This is a genomic window from Pseudomonas sp. GW460-12-10-14-TSB1 (genome assembly GCF_017349775.1).
Taxonomy (GTDB): domain Bacteria; phylum Pseudomonadota; class Gammaproteobacteria; order Pseudomonadales; family Pseudomonadaceae; genus Aquipseudomonas; species Aquipseudomonas piscium.
In genome coordinates, this window is sequence record NZ_JACNAC010000009.1 from 54,594 (window position 1) to 69,926 (window position 15,333).

A 15,333-nucleotide genomic window follows, 5' to 3' on the forward strand; every position below is an offset into this window, starting at 1 on the left:
CACAAATGCAACGTAAAAATATTATTAGTGTGTCTTTATGTTTGATATTTGGTCGGTCGCGCCAGGGTAGGGATAGGTAGGGAAGTCGGTGGTTTTCTCAATTCTATTGGGGTTTATGCCCGTTCTATGGCGGCTCTCACTGTGCAGCGACGTGATACTTATTTTCCGCTTTTTCGTTTAGGTTTGATGTGATACAAAATAAATCCTGATCGGCATCGCTTTGCGCAATGTGTCGACTTGCCGCCCTAGCCAAGGAGTACCTCATGACCTGCTACAGCCTCGACGGCCTGACCCCGGTGGTCCATCCCAGTGCCTATGTGCATCCGTCCGCCGTGCTGATCGGCGACGTGATAGTCGGTGCCCACTGCTACATCGGCCCGTTGGCCAGCCTGCGCGGCGATTTCGGGCGGATCGTGCTGGAGGAGGGGGCCAACCTGCAGGACACCTGTGTGATGCACGGTTTTCCCGACAGCGACACGGTGGTCGAGCGCAACGGCCATATCGGCCACGGCGCGGTGCTGCACGGCTGCCGGATCGGCGCCGATGCGCTGGTGGGGATGAACGCGGTGGTGATGGACAACGCCCGCATCGCGCCACGCTGCTTCGTGTCCGCGGCGGCCTTCGTCAAGGCCGGTTTCGAGTGTGCGGAGCAGTCGCTGGTCATGGGCGCCCCCGCCAGCGTCAAACGCCGTCTCAGTGATGAAGAGCTGCACTGGAAGCAGGCCGGCACCCGTGAATATCAGCAGTTGGCCAGGCGCTGTCTGGAGCAGATGCAGGTCTGCGAGCCGCTCGCGGAACCGGAAGCCAATCGCCCGCGGATCAGTGACAGCGGCCTGCGCCCGAAAAATACCGGGCAGTGAACAGCCAAGGCGCATGAAGAGCGCGGTCCAGGCCACTCGAAACCGGCGAAACCCGGTATATTTCTTCCTTTTTGTCCGGTACGCCCATGTCGTCCCTAGCACCCCTGAATCACCTCGTGACCCGTTTCCAGGAGCAGACGCCGATTCGCGCCAGCTCCCTGATTATTACCCTGTACGGCGATGCCATCGAACCCCACGGCGGGACGGTATGGCTGGGCAGCCTGATCCAGTTGCTCGAACCCATCGGCATCAACGAGCGGCTGATCCGCACCTCGATTTTCCGCCTGACCAAGGAAGGCTGGCTGACCGCCGAGAAAGTTGGGCGCCGCAGCTATTACAGCCTGACCGGTACCGGTCGCCGGCGTTTCGACAAGGCTTTCAAGCGGGTCTACAACGCCAGCGTGCCGGCCTGGGACGGTTCCTGGTGCCTGGTGATGCTGTCGCAACTCGGCCAGGACAAGCGCAAGCAGGTACGCGAAGAGCTGGAGTGGCAAGGTTTTGGCGCGATTTCGCCGGTGGTGCTGGCCTGTCCGCGCAGCGATCGGGCGGATATCAACGCCACCCTGGTGGACCTCGGCGCCCAGGAAGACACCATTCTGTTCGAGACCACTGCCCAGGATGTGCTGGCCTCCAAGGCGCTGCGCCTGCAGGTGCGCGAAAGCTGGAACATCGACGAACTGGCGGCTCATTACAGCGAGTTCATCCAGCTGTTCCGACCGCTGTGGCAAGCGCTGCGCGAGCAGGAGCAGCTGCAGCCGGCCGATTGTTTCCTGGCGCGCCTGCTGCTGATCCACGAGTACCGCAAACTGCTGCTGCGCGACCCGCAGTTGCCGGACGAACTGCTCCCTGGCGACTGGGAAGGGCGGGCGGCGCGCCAGCTCTGCCGCAACATCTATCGGTTGATCTATGCCAAGGCCGAGGAGTGGCTCAATGACGCGCTGGAAAACGCCGACGGTCCGCTACCCGACGTGGGCGAAAGTTTCTATCGGCGTTTTGGCGGTTTGAAGTAAGGCGTTTTCAAGACGCAGCCCTCGTTCAGAAAAACTCGAGCATTGGGAATGCCTGGCGAGGGATGTGCAGCTACTAAAGTGTCGCGTCAGGCGCGGACTAAGGCTGTAATAAAGAGGTTTTAACGAATGTCTGAAGACTCGCCTTGAAACAGGCGGGGGAGGAGCAAGTCAGGCAGGGAAAGTTGAACTTTCTGCAAACTGGCTAAAGTGTGGCTATATCAACTGCGACAAAATAACGCAGATCACCCGAAGGTGATCTGCGTCTGTGTTCTTACTCTGGCATGGCCCAGGATTGCAGTTTGTAACCTTCCTGGCTCAGTTCGGCGCGGGCCTGTTTCAGCAGGTCTTCCAGTTGCGCCGGGTCGGAGTAGGCGCTGCTTGGAATCTGTTTGCGGCCAATACGGGTATTGGTGCGGTCGATGACGGTCAGGCTCAGTTCGCCGTTACCGTCTTGTGGGGCCCAGGCGACGCATTGGAATGGCTGGAATGCGCGGTCGGCGATCAAAAGTGCTTCGTTGATACGGAGCGGGGCGTTCATGGGGTCTTCTCTCTATGTGCCCAATCAAATGATGTGCCGTCGGTTGGGCTTACCGTTCGGCTGGTTACTTGTACTGATGTCTCGAACCAGGGATCAGGTCACATAGAAAGACCAGAATTTACAACTTTTGTTCATCGCCGCGTTGCAGAGCCTTCTTTTGAAAGCTTAATGAAAGATTGGCGCACGGAATTAAACCAGGCTTTTGGATCCATCCAAGAGTTAGTCCAAATGGTGATTGCCGCTATAAACAATCGATACAAGACCCCGTCAAGTTATTGCTAACGTTACAACCAGGTTCGCCAAACTACTGTTTCTCATAACTTTTCCTATTTTTGGCGCCAAGGAACAGTCATGCTTGAAGCGACCGCCCAACGGCGTCTGTTAGTGGTAGACCCGTGCGACGATTGTCATCGTCTGCTGCCTGGATTACGCACGGTGGGCTGGGATGTCGACAGTTGTGACCTGGAATCGGCCGTCGATCGTGGCTGTGACGTCGGCTTGCTGCGTTTGCAGCCGTTTCACCTGGAGCGACCGGAAGCGGTCAAGGATCTGATCAGCCGCAGCGGTACCGAGTGGATCGCGGTGCTCAGCCCGGACGTGCTGCGCCTGCAGAAGGTCGGCGACTTCGTCTGCGAGTGGTTTTTTGATTTCCACACTCTGCCGTTCGATGTCTCGCGGGTCCAGGTGACCCTTGGGCGGGCTTTCGGCATGGCCCGTCTGCGTGGCCAGGGACACATTCATGTCGCTCAGCCCGAGCATGAGTTGCTGGGCGACAGCCGACCGATCCGCGACTTGCGCAAACTCTTGAGCAAGCTGGCGCCCACTGAGTCGCCAGTGCTGATTCGCGGCGAAAGCGGTACCGGCAAGGAGCTGGTGGCCAGGACCCTGCACCGGCAGTCGCAGCGCCACAGCAAGCCCTTCGTGGCGATCAACTGCGGGGCGATCCCCGAGCACCTGATCCAGTCCGAATTGTTCGGCCATGAGAAGGGCGCGTTCACCGGCGCCCATCAACGCAAGGTCGGGCGTATCGAGGCGGCCCATGGCGGCACGCTGTTTCTCGACGAAATCGGCGACCTGCCGCTGGAGCTGCAGGCCAATCTGTTGCGCTTCCTGCAGGAAAAACATATTGAACGGGTGGGCGGCAGCCAGCCGATTCCGGTGGATGTGCGGGTGTTGGCGGCGACTCACGTCGACCTCGAGGCGGCGATCGACAAGGGGCGCTTCCGCGAAGACCTGTATTACCGCCTGAACGTGTTGCAGGTGGTTACCGCGCCATTGCGCGAACGGCATGGCGATATCGGCATGTTGGCCAGCCATTTTTCCCACTTCTATAGCCTGGAAACCGGGCGCCGGCCGCGCAGTTTCAGCGAGGACGCACTGGTGGCCATGGGCAAGCACGATTGGCCGGGCAATGTCCGCGAGTTGGCCAACCGGGTGCGGCGCGGCCTGGTGCTGGCCGAGGGACGGCAGATCGAGGCCCGGGACCTGGGGCTGCTCAGCCCGCAGGCGAGCATCGCGCCCATGGGCACGCTGGAGGACTACAAGCATCGGGCCGAGCGCCAGGCCTTGTGCGACGTGTTGAATCGGCACAGCGACAACCTGAGTGTCGCGGCCAGGGTGCTGGGCGTATCGCGCCCGACCTTCTACCGTTTGCTGCACAAGCATCAGATCCGCTAGGGCGGTGCAACGAAAAGGCCCGCGGCGAAGTGATCGCCGCGGGCCTTTTTTCGGCTGTGGTTTAGAAGTAGTAAGGGAATTTCAGGCTGAAGGTGAAGTCCGGGGCATCGTCGGTCAGTCCGATGGACAGGTTGGGCACTATGGTCAGGTTGTCGGTGGCCGCCACGGTCATGCCGACGTTGAAGTAACCGGCGTTGGCATCGCTGGACACCACGGACTGCCAGTCGCCGCCATCTTCCTTGAGCTTGCTCTTGCGCTGGACCAGGTCCGAGAAGGAGAACGACATACTCATCTTCTCGTTCAGGGCGAAGGCGATGCCCATGCCGATCTGGAAGCTGTCGCCGAGCTTGACCTTGCCCGGGGTCTTCAGGTTGACCGTGGAGCTGATGTCGTCGAAGGATTCTTCCAGGTTGTGGGTGTAGGAAAGGGTACCGAACAGCACCGCCGGGTCGAAGGTCTTGACCAGCGTGATACCGGGGGTGATGGACCAGACGCCGTTACCGGTCGGCAGGTCATCCGGGACGAACAGGTTGGTGTTGTCCTGGACCTGGCGCAGCTTGATGCCGAACGGCTCTTCGCCGGTCGGCGCCTTGACACGCAAACTCAACACCGCGTCCGGGGTATTGACCGATTCGTCGAGGAATTTGTAGGCGATGCCGAAGTTCACGTCGCCGAGGGTCGGGTCCTTGGACACGGTTTTTTCGCTGGTGACGCCCGCCGCGCCGTTCTGGGCGCCGCCGGACTGGTAGGTCGATTCGCGGTAGATCACCGGCACGTTGACGTCGAACTGCCAGCGGTTGTCCAGGTTGTAGCGGGCCGTGAGGTCGAGGGTCCAGTTGTCGGCCTTGATCCGGTCCAGGTTGATGTTGCCGAGGAAGATCGAGTCCAGCGCCAGGAAACCGTTGAGGATCAGCTGCCGGGTGTCATAACGGGAGTAGGTCAGGCCGGTCTCGACACTGAACTTGCCGCCGCCGAAGAAGCCGCTGGCTTCGTCGTACAGGTTGGACACGCTCTGCGCCGGTTGCGAGTCATCCTTGAGCGATTCCCCGTAGGAGCTGCCGCCGGCCGGGGTCGTGGTCCCGGCCACCTGCTGGTTGCCACGCATGTCCGCTGGCGACTTGGCCAGGCGTTTCGGTGGTGGCGCCGCCGGTTGCTCCTCGACCTGGCGTACCCGCTGTTCCAATACCGCCAGTGCTTTCTGCTGCACTTCGTAACGTTGCTTAAGCTCCAGTAATTCTCGTTTCAGGGCCTCTACGTCGGCATCAGGCGCGGCCTGCAGCAGTGCCGTCGGGAGGAGCGTGCTCAAACATACAACTGCGCGCAGCGAGACTGATCGATACATGAGTAAGCCGTCCCTTTGAGCCTAATGATCGAGAATCAGCGTAGTTCAATATCCTAGGTTGCGAAGACCCTTGAGCTGGGTCAGGTTGCAGTCCAAAGCGCCAGTACTCGCCCCGTTATTGTTGAGTACCACGTTCAGTTGGGTCATGTTGCTGACCAGGTTGCTGTCGCCCAGCAGACGGGTGTTCTGCAGCAAGCCGCCCTGGGCCACTTGTTGCAGGGCCGAGCCCTGGTTGTTATTGGCCTGGATGGCCATCTGGATGCCACCACCGGTGGCGGACACAGCCACGCTGCCCGCGGCATTGCTGCCGCTGATGGTTTGCCCGCTCATCAACAGCTGGCCTTGCGCCGGCACCAGTGCCGGAGCATGGCTGGCTTCCCTGACGTCGATGGAAACATTGTTATAGGCGCTATTTCCATCGCCCGCCGCGCGTACGCTCTGGGTCACACCTTGGGTGGTGGCCAGGCCCGCGCCGCCGATCACGTTGCCCGAGCCTTGGGTCGGCGTCGAGCCGTTGCCGGCTTCCTTGATCGTGGAGACGTAGAATTCCGGTTTGATCGTCGATTGCTGGATCTGCATCGAGGTCGTGGCGCCGATCAGATCGCCCGAGGCGTTGCGCCAGGTGCTGCTCATGACAATGCCGAAGCTGATGATCCGCCCTGGCATGACGTAGCGACCGCGGAGCTCGGAGAGTTCCTGGTCCTTGATTTCTATAGGCTTGAACCCTGCATAAGCGTACGCAGGAAAACTGGTTACCAGGCAGGCGGCGGCCAGCCAGTACGCGCTTTTCATCTGCTGCTCCCGGAGCATCCTGCCCCTTTATCCTTAGGGCGACCCTAGAAGAAGTCGCTCTGAATGAAACCGAATTCCATCAGTTCTGCGTCTTTGACCGGGTTGAAGGTATCCAGCTTGTTCTTGGCCGTCAGCGGGTTGGGCGGGTCGAGCAAGGCGTTGGCCTTGTCGTAGCCGGGGCCGACGATGGCGAAGACGATACCGTTCCAGCCTTTGACAAAGTCTTCGTGGGAGTAGCGTTTATGGCCCAGGACGGGATCGCCGATATAGACCCAGTCTTTGTGTGCCCGCTGCATGACCACGAAGTGCTTGTAACCACGAATGTCCATCAGTACCACCACCGGAATGGAGACCGCCTGCAGTTTGTCGGGAGGTATCCGGTAGCCCCGGGCGCGCATGCCGATGCTTTCCAGGTAGCGCTTCATGTCCAGCATGGAGAAACCCTGGGTACGCACAAGGTCCTGGTCAGCGGTGGCCAGCATGCCTTTGATGACGTGCTCCTCATCGACGTCGAGCCAGTAGGCCTGGCGCAGTATCGTCGCCAGCGCGGCGGCGCCGCAGCTGAAGTCGGTTTTCTGCTCGACCAGGTCGGCGAATTTGCGCTCCCGCACGCTCTGCACCTGCTTGTACACCAGGTTTCCGCCAGGCAGCACGGCCACCGGCATCTGCGCGGCCTGAGTCAGGCCCGCCAGGCACAGGAGAAAGGAGAGGGCGGCAACTCGCATGATCGACACTCCTTGTGAGACTGTGGAAAAGCCCCGTTTCCGGGGCTTTCGTCACTATCGTGATTACAGGCAGGCTCTGCAGCCGGCAGCGATGGACAGCGAGTTGCTTTGTTGGTTGCCGGCACCCGCCGAGACGTTGGCGCCGCCGTTGCCGGAGAAGCCGTTCATCGAGCCAGACATCGACGCGTTGTTGATCACAGGGTTTTTCCAGCCGTCTTTGGTCAGCACTTGTTTCGTCCAGACGCCGGAAAGTTCGATCGTGCCTTGTTCCTTGAAGGTGAACTTCTGATTGCCATTATCGTGGTCGCCACCGCCACTACGATCGTCGTAGCCATGATGACCACCGCCATGGTGATCGTCGTCGCCCTGGATCTTGCCGTAGCCGGTGCCTTTGTAGGTGCCGGAGGCATTGAACTCACTGGTAAGGGTGTCTTTTTTGTAGGTACGTACACCCTTGTTATCCACGTCCAGGCCAGTGACGGTCTGGTCGGCCGAAGCCGATGCGGTCGCTACGCGTCCGCCGGATACGGCGATTGCCAGGTTGTTTTTCTGTTGGTTGAAGTCGCCGGCGGTGACGTTGATGCCGATGTTGCCGGAGCCGCCGTTGCCAGCATTGTCGAGTGTTGCGTTGTTTTGCGTGGACCAGTTTTTCACCGTGTTGTTGGTGTTGGTCTGGGTCGCGCTGGAAGTGGCTACCGCGCTGCCGAAGATGAAGCTTTCATCGGCGGTGGCCAGGGCGACGGCGTTGTCTTGTTGGTTGCCGGCGCCGGCAGCCACGTTGGCGCCCATGTTGCCGTTGGAGTTGTTCATCGAGTCGCTGGCGTCGGCGTTGTTGTTGGTGCCGCGGTTGCTGACGCTGTTGCCCGAGCTGAACTGCTCATCGGTTACGTTGGCCACGGCTCCGGCGGTGAGTTGCAGCTTGGTTTTGAGGTCTAGACCGTCGTTGCCTCCATGACCGCCATGGCCACCGTGACCGCCGTGGTGACCATTGTGACCGCCATGGCCGCCATGACCACCGTGACCTCCGTGGTTGTCGTCATTACCACCTGCATGTGCAGCGATTGCCATCACTGCGGCAAGTGCAAAAACCAGTGGCTTGAGAGCCATTGTAGGTTTCATGGTGTTTCTCCGTGCTTATTAGTTGGTTAAGTGTTGGTACTTTCCAATCGCACTGCTGCGGGTCAGTCAGCGACCCGTATGCTCAGGGTGTTAGCCATTCGGTTCCCCACCCCGGCACTCTGGTTCACCTGAATCACTCCCCGGCTGCCGGTGAAGGCCTGGTCGCTGGTAACGACCTGGCGGCTGCCTTTGGAAGCCTCAGTTGCTCCCGAGCCTGGTAACAGCGCCACGTTCTGCTGGGACAGGACGCTGTCGTCGATGCTTTGCGGCTGGGCACTGATGCTCACCCGCATTGCGTTGACCATTTGGTTGTTGGCGCCGGCTCCCTGGTTCACGCCCAGGACCCCGTTGCCATTACTGAAAGCGTTGCCGTCGATGCTGCTGGTGGCGTCGATCGCGCTGCTGGCCGGCGTGCCGAGCTTCTGCCGGACCACAGTGGTGGCCTGGGCGTCGGTGCCGATGGCGATGGCGCGCGTGTTGGTCTGTTGCTGCTGGTCGCCGGCGGCCTGGTTGACGTTGAAGTTGCCGTTGTAGCGGGCGCCGGAGTTGTGCAGGGTGGCGGTGTCCACCGCCTGGATGCCTGGGTCGGCCATTGCCGAAGGGCAGCCGAACAGGGCAAGCAATAGGAGGGTGCGAATCATCTCATTGGCCTCCGGCCAGTCTGCCCAAAGGAGCCAGGCCAGAATTCAGCGAGCGGTTGATGGTGCCGGAGATGGCGCCACCGCTACCGCCGCCGTGGCCGGCACTCATGCCGGTCAGGCCGTTGGGGTTGGTGACGCTGTTCAGCCCCTGCAGGTTGACGCCGTTGGGCATGACGCTGCTGCTGATCGTGGAACCGCTGCTGACCCCGGCAAAGTCGCCGTCGCTCAATTCGGTGTTGCTGGTCATCTGTTTGACCCGGGCCGAAGGGTTGGCATTGACGGTGGTCGGGTAGGGGTCTGGATGCAGCGGAGGGCGGCCGACGCTACGAGGTTGAACGTCGCGGTCGAGAACGATCCTGCCGTCCCTGATGTCGTCGGCAGCCAGGACCGGGAGGCTGAGCAGCGAGCCGATGGCACAGCCGATCAGCAGGAGGTGGGTCAGAGCTGAATTGTGATTCTCCACGGCAGCATTCCCTTCTTCTATCGCTGGCCCTAGTCAGCGTTGCGAGGGTAGAGAGCAGAAGCCGTGCCGCTTTTTGATTGTTTCAAAAATTCAACAGGTTACGCATAACCAGGAGTGTTGCCGGGCCAGGGGTGTTTCAACAATGAGACCACTGTCGCCTTCGGCAGCCCGGTATTGCCATGGCGAGGCTCTGAATCGGGGGGCTCGCGTCGGGTTGTATCAGCGTTTTAACAGATGGCCGAAGAGCAATGAGAAGCCCTTTGATTTGGCCGTTTTACGTAGCGGCGGGTGTTTCAGGGATGGACATTTTTCTCGCTGGCAGAGGAGAAAAAATGCGGACAGGAAAAGGATTCGGCTAACCCTGAAGCAGACGCTCGACCAGCTCGAATGCCCGTTGCCGGCGGGCTTCCCAGTCGCCGCGAATCACTTCGAAGGGCTGCTGGTGTTGCACCAGCCAATCACCGGTGGCCTTGAAGAAGGCCAGGCGCTCGCTCAGTTCGGGTTGGCAACGCTGGCCGTCGTTGCTCCAGCCGACATCTTCGGGGGAGAGTAGCAGGTGCAAGTCATAGCAGCGAGCCAGCAGCTCGGGTTCCAGCCAGTCCGGGCAGGTACCGAACAGGGTCTGGCTCCAGAGCATATTGCTCAGCAGGTGCGTGTCGAGAATCAGCAACGACGGGTGTTGCGCCCGGGCCTGGTCTTCCCAGGCCAACTGGCCGCGGGCGATCTCCGGGATATCCGCCAGGCAGGTGTCGCGCTGGTTCTGCTCGATGAAATGGCGGACGTACTCGCCCACCTGGATGCCACCGAAGCGTGCCTGCAAGTGGCTGCTGAGCCAGCTTTTGCCGCTGGACTCGGGGCCGGTCAGTACCAGCACCTTCATGCCGGGCGCAACGCCGGGTCGGCCCGCCAGGCGCGCCAGCCCTGCACGGCCAGCAGGGTGAACAGCCCGTACAGTGCCGCGGTCAGGTACAGGTCCTTGTAGATGAACAGGCCGACAAAAATCACGTCGACGGCAATCCACAACGGCCAGCACTGCACGCGCTTCTGCGCCATCCACCACTGCGCCACCAGGCTGAAGCCGGTCAGCGCGGCGTCCAGCCAGGGTTGCGCGGCATCGGTCCAATGGGCCATGGCCGCCCCCAGCAGCAGGCTGCCGATGGCCCCGAGGCTCAGGCCGAACAGCATCGAGCGGGGCCCCAGCAGGCTGACCGGACGCCCCTGATGACTGGCGCCGCCGCGGGTCCATTGCCACCAGCCATAGAGTTGCAGGGCGGCGTAGACCACTTGCAGCAGCATGTCCGAATACAGCTTCACCTCGAAGAAGATCCAGCTATACAGCAGCACCATGACCAGGCCGATCGGCCAGCACCAGGGGTTCTGTCTGACTGTCAGCCAGACGGCGATCACGCCGAGTGCAGCGGCGAACAGTTCAAGCCCGGACATGAAAACTACCTGGAAGCGGAGGAGGGGGCGGATTGTAACCAGAAGCGGCCTTGCATGTTAGTGAAGGCCGCAAACCTTGGCGGGGCGAACCCCGCCATGCACAGCCTCAGACCCGGAACTGGCGCAACAGGCCGTTGAGCTGCTCGCTCAGCTCCTTGAGGTGCAGGCTGGCGGCACTGGACTGCTCGGCTGCCAGGGCGGTGCTGTGGGACAGGCCGGCGGCCTGGGTCACGTTCTGGTTGATATCTTCGACCACATGGGCCTGTTGCAGGGTGGCGCTGGCGATGGAGGCGTTCAGCCCGTTGAGGTTGCGCAGGGCCTGGCCGATGGCGTTCAGGCTTTCCCCGGCCAGCCCGGCCTGCTCGATGGTCTGCTGCGAAGCCCGGCTGCTGTCGCCGATGACTTTTACCGCGGCTTCCGAGTGCCCTTGCAGGCGTTCGATCATCGACTGGATCTCGGCGGTGGACTTCTGCGTGCGCTGGGCCAGCAGGCGTACCTCATCGGCCACCACGGCAAAGCCACGACCCTGTTCGCCGGCACGGGCGGCTTCGATCGCCGCGTTGAGCGCCAGCAGGTTGGTCTGCTCGGCGATCGAATGGATCACCTCCAGCACGCTGCCGATCTGGGTGCTTTCCTGGGCCAGGGTGCGAATCACCTCCACGGCCTGGTCGATGGTGGCCGAAAGCCGGTCGATCTGTTGCAGGCTGCCGTCGATATTGACCTGTCCCTGCTGGGCCTGGGCTTCGGCGTCGCGCATCTCGCTGGCGGCGTGTTCGGCGTTCTTCGCCACGTCCTGTACGCCGTAGGTCACTTCGTTGATGGCGGTGGCCACCAGTTCCATCTGCTGCGACTGCTGCTGGCTGCGTTCCTGGGCCTGGCTGGCGTTGCTGCCCAGGTCGGCGGAGGATTGCGCCAGGGCGCTGGCCGATACCTGCAACTGGCTGACGACAAGACGCAGTTTGGCGGTGAAGCCGTTGAAGTGCCGGGCCAGTTCGGTGACTTCGTCCTGGCCGTGGGTGTCGAGGGCGCGGGTCAGGTCGCTTTCGCCGCTGGCGATGTTGGCCATGGCGTGCACGGTTTCCTGCAGCGGGCGGACAATGCTGCGGGCGATCAGCAGCACCAGCAGGGCCATGATCAGGGCAATGGCGATGCCGACGACCGAGGCTTTCACCACCTGGCTGCGGAACTCGGCCTGCACGTCATCGATGTACACCCCTGAACCGATGATCCAGCCCCAGGGCTGGAACAGCTGGACATAGGAGGTCTTCTGCACCGGCTCGCTGGCGCCCGGTTTCGGCCAGCGATAGTTGACCATGCCGGCGCCCTTGGCCTTGGCGATGGCCACCATTTCGTTGAACACGGCAAAGCCGTCGGGATCGCGAATCGCCGAGAGGTTCTGACCGTCGAGCTTGGGGTTGGTCGGGTGCATGACCATGACCGGGGTCAGGTCGTTGATCCAGAAGTAGTCGCTCTGGTCGTAGCGCAGGCCGCGTATGGCGCTCAGCGCCTGCTTCTGCGCCGTCGCGCGATCGAGGCTGCCGGCGCTTTCCAGGCTCTGGAAATAGGCCAGCACGCCGTTGGCGGTCTGCACCACATGCTGGGTCTTCTGGGCCTTGGCCTGGTACAGGTCGTCGTGGATCTGCTTGAGCATCAGCATGCCCAGGGTCATCAGCATCAGTACCGCCACAATCAGGATCAGCCACAGCCGGCGGCTGATCGACATTCTGCGTAAGCTGTTCATGAATCTGTCACTCCCGATTGTTGTTCTTGTAATGGAAACACCCTGTACATCCGTCATGCGCTCCTTGCAGTCAGGTCCAGCCGATTCTCTCAACGCGACAGCGTTTCTCGAGTATGTCTGCTAGGATTTCGGCCTCATCGCGAAAAACCTGAATCCGGCTGATTTTTCACGGAATTTTCAAGGGCGATGATGATCCTATTGCGGCTGCGAAGTCGCAACGCACGCGTCAGTGAACATTGAAGAAAAACTAAGAGGCATGCCGCGGCATGACCTTCGGGGGATTGATGGAGCTTTGGACCGCCGTACAGGCATTGATTTTAGGGATTGTGGAAGGGCTGACAGAGTTTCTGCCCATCAGCAGTACAGGCCACCAGATTATCGTTGCGGACTTGCTCAACTTCGGTGGCGAACGCGCCATGGCGTTCAACATCATCATTCAGCTGGGGGCCATTCTCGCGGTGGTCTGGGAGTTTCGCCGCAAGATCCTCGATGTGGTCACTGGCCTGCCGACCCAGCGCAACGCCCAGCGTTTCACCATCAACCTGCTGATCGCCTTCATGCCCGCCGTGGTGCTGGGGGTGATTTTCGCCGACCTGATCCACGAATACCTGTTCAACCCGATCACCGTCGCCACGGCGCTGGTGGTGGGTGGCGTGGTCATGCTCTGGGCCGAACGCCGGAAGCATGAAATCCATGCCAATACAGTGGACGAGATCAGCTGGAAAGATGCCTTGAAGGTCGGTTTCGCCCAGTGCCTGGCGATGATTCCAGGCACTTCGCGCTCGGGCTCCACCATCATTGGCGGCCTGCTGTTTGGCCTGTCGCGCAAGACCGCCACCGAGTTCTCGTTCTTCCTGGCCATGCCGACCATGGTCGGTGCCGCGGTCTACTCGGGCTACAAGTACCGCAACCTGTTCCAGCCGGACGACCTGCCGGTGTTCGCCGTCGGTTTCATCACCTCGTTCATCTTCGCGATGATCGCGGTCAGGGGCCTGCTCAAGTTCATCGCCAACCACAGCTACGCGGCCTTTGCCTGGTACCGCATTGCTTTCGGCCTGGTGATCCTCGCCACCTGGCAGTTCGGCTGGGTCGACTGGACCGCGGTCCATTCCTGATGGACGCACGCAACCCGAACCGCCCCGGCAACGTCGCCGGGGCACGGATCCAGCAGCCAAGGCTCAAGGCGGTGATTTTCCTGCTGCTTTGTGCCTTGCCCTTGTGCGGTTCGCTGCTACTGGGCGTGAAGGGGATTTCCTGGGTGCCGCTGGCGGCCTATGGCGCGGTCAGCGTGCTGACGTTCTTCCTCTACTGGAGCGACAAGCGCAAGGCCCGCAGCGACAGCTGGCGGACCCCGGAAAACGTTCTGCACGCCGTGGAGCTGGCCGGTGGCTGGCCAGGCGCCTTGCTGGCGCAACAGGCGTTTCGCCACAAGACCCGCAAGCTGTCCTATCAACTGGTGTTCTGGCTGATCGTGCTGTTGCACCAGGTGTTCTGGATCGACCGGCTGTTTCTTGAAGGCAGCCTGTTCTCGCTGTTCTAGGCTCTTTACGAAAAGTCGGCGAGCGAAGGTCAGGCAAGGCAAAAACAGGCGAGGAAGCGGAGTTTAGGGGCCTAAATGAGCATTCCGAGCCTGTTTTTAACGCAGCATGAGCGAGCGCAGCCACTTGTCGTACAGAGCCTAAAGCAACAGGCCGACCTGTACCCGCTTGGGCAGCTTGCTCACCACCAACTGGTGGGAACGCTGCAGCAAGTCCCGCAGTTCGCCGGCGCCCAGCGGGTAGGGCGTCTGCATGATGATCCAGTGCGCTCGCGCCAGGTACGGCGCCGGCGCGATGCCGGGGCGGTCGACATGGCCGAGGAACAGCTCCTTATCCACCTTGAACGCCAGTGATTCGCCCCGCAGGTTCTGCAGGGCGAACATCTTGTTGCCGGCCACGGAAAACACCCGCACACCGCCCCATTTGTAGTCTTCGCGCGCGCCCGGCAAGTCCAGGCAGAATTGCGCCACATCCGCTTCAGTCATGGTTTTTTCCTTTTGTCGCGCTGTCACAGTGTGCGGTCCCCGCAGGCTTTGAAGGCTTCGCTGACATGCTCGATCCAGGCCCTTACCGCTGGCAATACACCGCGCCGGTGAGGGTAGACCGCCTGCAGCCAACCGCCAGGCAGCGACCACTCGGGCAGCAGTTGCACCAGTTGCCCGGTCTGCAGTTCTTCCTCGCAATACATCATCGGCAGGATGGTACAGCCAAGGCCGGCGAGGGCGCAGGACCGGCGCACGAGGAAGTCGTCGATGCCCAGGCGCGCCTCCAGGACCAGGTCGCATTTCTCGTCCTGGGCATTGAGCATGCGCAAATGCACCATGCGATCGGCCTCCAGGGCGCCCAGCACCGGTACCTTGTGCAGGTCATCGGGGCTGTGGATCGGCCACTCGCGGGCGAACGCCGGGCTGGCGACCATCACGGTCTGTGCCTGGCGCAGGCGCCGGGTCACCAGCAAGGGGTCTTCGTCGCCATGCTCGCGAACTCGCAGCGCCACGTCGATGCCTTCGGCGACCACATCGACCCGGCGGTTGAGCAGCTGCATGTCGAGCTGGACCTGGGGATATTGCTCGAGAAAGGAGCTGATGACGGTCGGCAGCATATGATGGGCCAGGCCGACCGGGCAGGACACCCGCAGGCGCCCGCGAGGTTCGCTGGACATGCTGGCCACGGCCTCGTCGGCCATTTCCGCTTCCAGCAGCATGGCCTGGCAGTGGCGCAGGTAACGTTCGCCGACCGCGGTCAGCTTCAATTGCCGGGTGGTGCGTTGCAGCAGCCGGGTGTGCAGCCGCTCTTCCAGCTCGGCGATACGCCGCGACAAACGGGATTTGGGAACCCCCAGTAAGCGCCCGGCGGCGGCGAAACCACCGGCCTCCACCACCTTGGCGAAGTAATAAAGATCGTTGAGGTCTTGCATAGAGTGACTCGACTGTCCTGCTGATGG

The 15,333-nt window shown here is 61.4% G+C and carries 17 protein-coding genes; 5 read left to right on the forward strand and 12 right to left on the reverse strand.

Going from position 1 to position 15,333, the window contains the following annotated elements; genetic code table 11:
* Positions 1-263 precede the first annotated feature (263 nt).
* Entirely contained in the window at positions 264-860 is a 597-nt protein-coding gene (gene paaY, locus J4D52_RS08465; protein WP_025809041.1) for a phenylacetic acid degradation protein PaaY, read from the forward strand.
* 86 nt (positions 861-946) lie between these two features.
* Entirely contained in the window at positions 947-1,870 is a 924-nt protein-coding gene (paaX, locus tag J4D52_RS08470) for a phenylacetic acid degradation operon negative regulatory protein PaaX (RefSeq protein WP_025809040.1), read from the forward strand.
* Between the two features lie 271 nt (positions 1,871-2,141).
* Here paaX and J4D52_RS08475 read toward each other — a convergent pair whose 3' ends face one another.
* Complete coding sequence (locus J4D52_RS08475) at positions 2,142-2,408, reverse strand: hypothetical protein (RefSeq protein ID WP_009048883.1); 267 nt, start codon at positions 2,406-2,408, stop codon at positions 2,142-2,144.
* A gap of 351 nt (positions 2,409-2,759) precedes the next feature.
* On the opposite strand from J4D52_RS08475, the gene J4D52_RS08480 reads away from it, so the two are divergent.
* Positions 2,760-4,085 (forward strand): sigma-54 dependent transcriptional regulator, encoded by a 1,326-nt coding sequence (locus tag J4D52_RS08480; RefSeq protein ID WP_063430568.1) that lies wholly within the window; start codon positions 2,760-2,762, stop codon positions 4,083-4,085.
* A 61-nt stretch (positions 4,086-4,146) separates the two neighbouring features.
* Here the strand turns inward: J4D52_RS08480 and J4D52_RS08485 are convergent, their stop codons facing one another.
* The 9 genes from J4D52_RS08485 to J4D52_RS08525 all read right to left on the reverse strand — a co-directional run bounded on the left by J4D52_RS08485 (position 4,147) and on the right by J4D52_RS08525 (position 12,351).
* A complete protein-coding gene (locus J4D52_RS08485) occupies positions 4,147-5,427 on the reverse strand; it encodes a transporter (protein ID WP_025809038.1) in 1,281 nt (426 codons plus the stop codon).
* A gap of 45 nt (positions 5,428-5,472) precedes the next feature.
* Positions 5,473-6,219 (reverse strand): hypothetical protein, encoded by a 747-nt coding sequence (locus J4D52_RS08490; protein WP_025809037.1) that lies wholly within the window; start codon positions 6,217-6,219, stop codon positions 5,473-5,475.
* Between the two features lie 44 nt (positions 6,220-6,263).
* Positions 6,264-6,944 (reverse strand): C39 family peptidase, encoded by a 681-nt coding sequence (locus J4D52_RS08495; protein ID WP_025809036.1) that lies wholly within the window; start codon positions 6,942-6,944, stop codon positions 6,264-6,266.
* Positions 6,945-7,007: 63 nt separating this feature from the next.
* A complete protein-coding gene (locus J4D52_RS08500) occupies positions 7,008-8,063 on the reverse strand; it encodes a hypothetical protein (protein WP_063430570.1) in 1,056 nt (351 codons plus the stop codon).
* A gap of 62 nt (positions 8,064-8,125) precedes the next feature.
* On the reverse strand, positions 8,126-8,704 hold the full coding sequence (locus tag J4D52_RS08505) for a hypothetical protein (protein ID WP_063430572.1): 579 nt from the start codon (positions 8,702-8,704) through the stop codon (positions 8,126-8,128).
* Between the two features lies 1 nt (position 8,705).
* Complete coding sequence (locus J4D52_RS08510) at positions 8,706-9,167, reverse strand: hypothetical protein (protein WP_063430574.1); 462 nt, start codon at positions 9,165-9,167, stop codon at positions 8,706-8,708.
* A gap of 355 nt (positions 9,168-9,522) precedes the next feature.
* A complete protein-coding gene (locus J4D52_RS08515; protein WP_063430576.1) occupies positions 9,523-10,047 on the reverse strand; it encodes an AAA family ATPase in 525 nt (174 codons plus the stop codon).
* Positions 10,044-10,610, reverse strand: a complete 567-nt coding sequence (gene pnuC, locus J4D52_RS08520) for a nicotinamide riboside transporter PnuC (RefSeq protein ID WP_063430578.1) — start codon at positions 10,608-10,610, stop codon at positions 10,044-10,046. Before pnuC ends, J4D52_RS08515 begins: the two co-directional genes overlap by 4 nt.
* A 106-nt stretch (positions 10,611-10,716) precedes the next feature.
* Positions 10,717-12,351, reverse strand: coding sequence for a methyl-accepting chemotaxis protein (locus tag J4D52_RS08525; RefSeq protein ID WP_102677811.1), 1,635 nt, complete (start codon positions 12,349-12,351; stop codon positions 10,717-10,719).
* A gap of 284 nt (positions 12,352-12,635) precedes the next feature.
* On the opposite strand from J4D52_RS08525, the gene J4D52_RS08530 reads away from it, so the two are divergent.
* Positions 12,636-13,466: an undecaprenyl-diphosphate phosphatase gene (locus J4D52_RS08530; RefSeq protein ID WP_063430927.1), complete on the forward strand. Its 831-nt coding sequence runs from the start codon at positions 12,636-12,638 to the stop codon at positions 13,464-13,466.
* Complete coding sequence (locus tag J4D52_RS08535; RefSeq protein ID WP_009043775.1) at positions 13,466-13,891, forward strand: DUF1294 domain-containing protein; 426 nt, start codon at positions 13,466-13,468, stop codon at positions 13,889-13,891. The genes J4D52_RS08530 and J4D52_RS08535 overlap by 1 nt, the downstream gene beginning before the upstream one ends.
* A gap of 138 nt (positions 13,892-14,029) precedes the next feature.
* On the opposite strand, the gene J4D52_RS08540 is transcribed toward J4D52_RS08535, so the two are convergent.
* Both J4D52_RS08540 and J4D52_RS08545 read right to left on the reverse strand, forming a co-directional pair.
* Entirely contained in the window at positions 14,030-14,374 is a 345-nt protein-coding gene (locus J4D52_RS08540) for an MmcQ/YjbR family DNA-binding protein (protein ID WP_025809028.1), read from the reverse strand.
* A gap of 23 nt (positions 14,375-14,397) precedes the next feature.
* Positions 14,398-15,306: a LysR substrate-binding domain-containing protein gene (locus J4D52_RS08545; protein WP_063430582.1), complete on the reverse strand. Its 909-nt coding sequence runs from the start codon at positions 15,304-15,306 to the stop codon at positions 14,398-14,400.
* Between the last annotated feature and the right edge of the window lie 27 nt (positions 15,307-15,333).

Excerpts from the sequence above, each read along its gene's own strand:
- paaY (WP_025809041.1), top strand. The coding sequence starts at position 264 with ATGACCTGCTACAGCCTCGACGGCCTGACCCCGGTGGTCCATCCCAGT.
- paaX (WP_025809040.1), top strand. The coding sequence starts at position 947 with ATGTCGTCCCTAGCACCCCTGAATCACCTCGTGACCCGTTTCCAGGAG.
- J4D52_RS08475 (WP_009048883.1), bottom strand. The coding sequence starts at position 2,408 with ATGAACGCCCCGCTCCGTATCAACGAAGCACTTTTGATCGCCGACCGC.
- J4D52_RS08480 (WP_063430568.1), top strand. The coding sequence starts at position 2,760 with ATGCTTGAAGCGACCGCCCAACGGCGTCTGTTAGTGGTAGACCCGTGC.
- J4D52_RS08485 (WP_025809038.1), bottom strand. The coding sequence starts at position 5,427 with ATGTATCGATCAGTCTCGCTGCGCGCAGTTGTATGTTTGAGCACGCTC.
- J4D52_RS08490 (WP_025809037.1), bottom strand. The coding sequence starts at position 6,219 with ATGAAAAGCGCGTACTGGCTGGCCGCCGCCTGCCTGGTAACCAGTTTT.
- J4D52_RS08495 (WP_025809036.1), bottom strand. The coding sequence starts at position 6,944 with ATGCGAGTTGCCGCCCTCTCCTTTCTCCTGTGCCTGGCGGGCCTGACT.
- J4D52_RS08500 (WP_063430570.1), bottom strand. The coding sequence starts at position 8,063 with ATGAAACCTACAATGGCTCTCAAGCCACTGGTTTTTGCACTTGCCGCA.
- J4D52_RS08505 (WP_063430572.1), bottom strand. The coding sequence starts at position 8,704 with ATGATTCGCACCCTCCTATTGCTTGCCCTGTTCGGCTGCCCTTCGGCA.
- J4D52_RS08515 (WP_063430576.1), bottom strand. The coding sequence starts at position 10,047 with ATGAAGGTGCTGGTACTGACCGGCCCCGAGTCCAGCGGCAAAAGCTGG.
- pnuC (WP_063430578.1), bottom strand. The coding sequence starts at position 10,610 with ATGTCCGGGCTTGAACTGTTCGCCGCTGCACTCGGCGTGATCGCCGTC.
- J4D52_RS08525 (WP_102677811.1), bottom strand. The coding sequence starts at position 12,351 with ATGAACAGCTTACGCAGAATGTCGATCAGCCGCCGGCTGTGGCTGATC.
- J4D52_RS08530 (WP_063430927.1), top strand. The coding sequence starts at position 12,636 with ATGGAGCTTTGGACCGCCGTACAGGCATTGATTTTAGGGATTGTGGAA.
- J4D52_RS08535 (WP_009043775.1), top strand. The coding sequence starts at position 13,466 with ATGGACGCACGCAACCCGAACCGCCCCGGCAACGTCGCCGGGGCACGG.
- J4D52_RS08540 (WP_025809028.1), bottom strand. The coding sequence starts at position 14,374 with ATGACTGAAGCGGATGTGGCGCAATTCTGCCTGGACTTGCCGGGCGCG.
- J4D52_RS08545 (WP_063430582.1), bottom strand. The coding sequence starts at position 15,306 with ATGCAAGACCTCAACGATCTTTATTACTTCGCCAAGGTGGTGGAGGCC.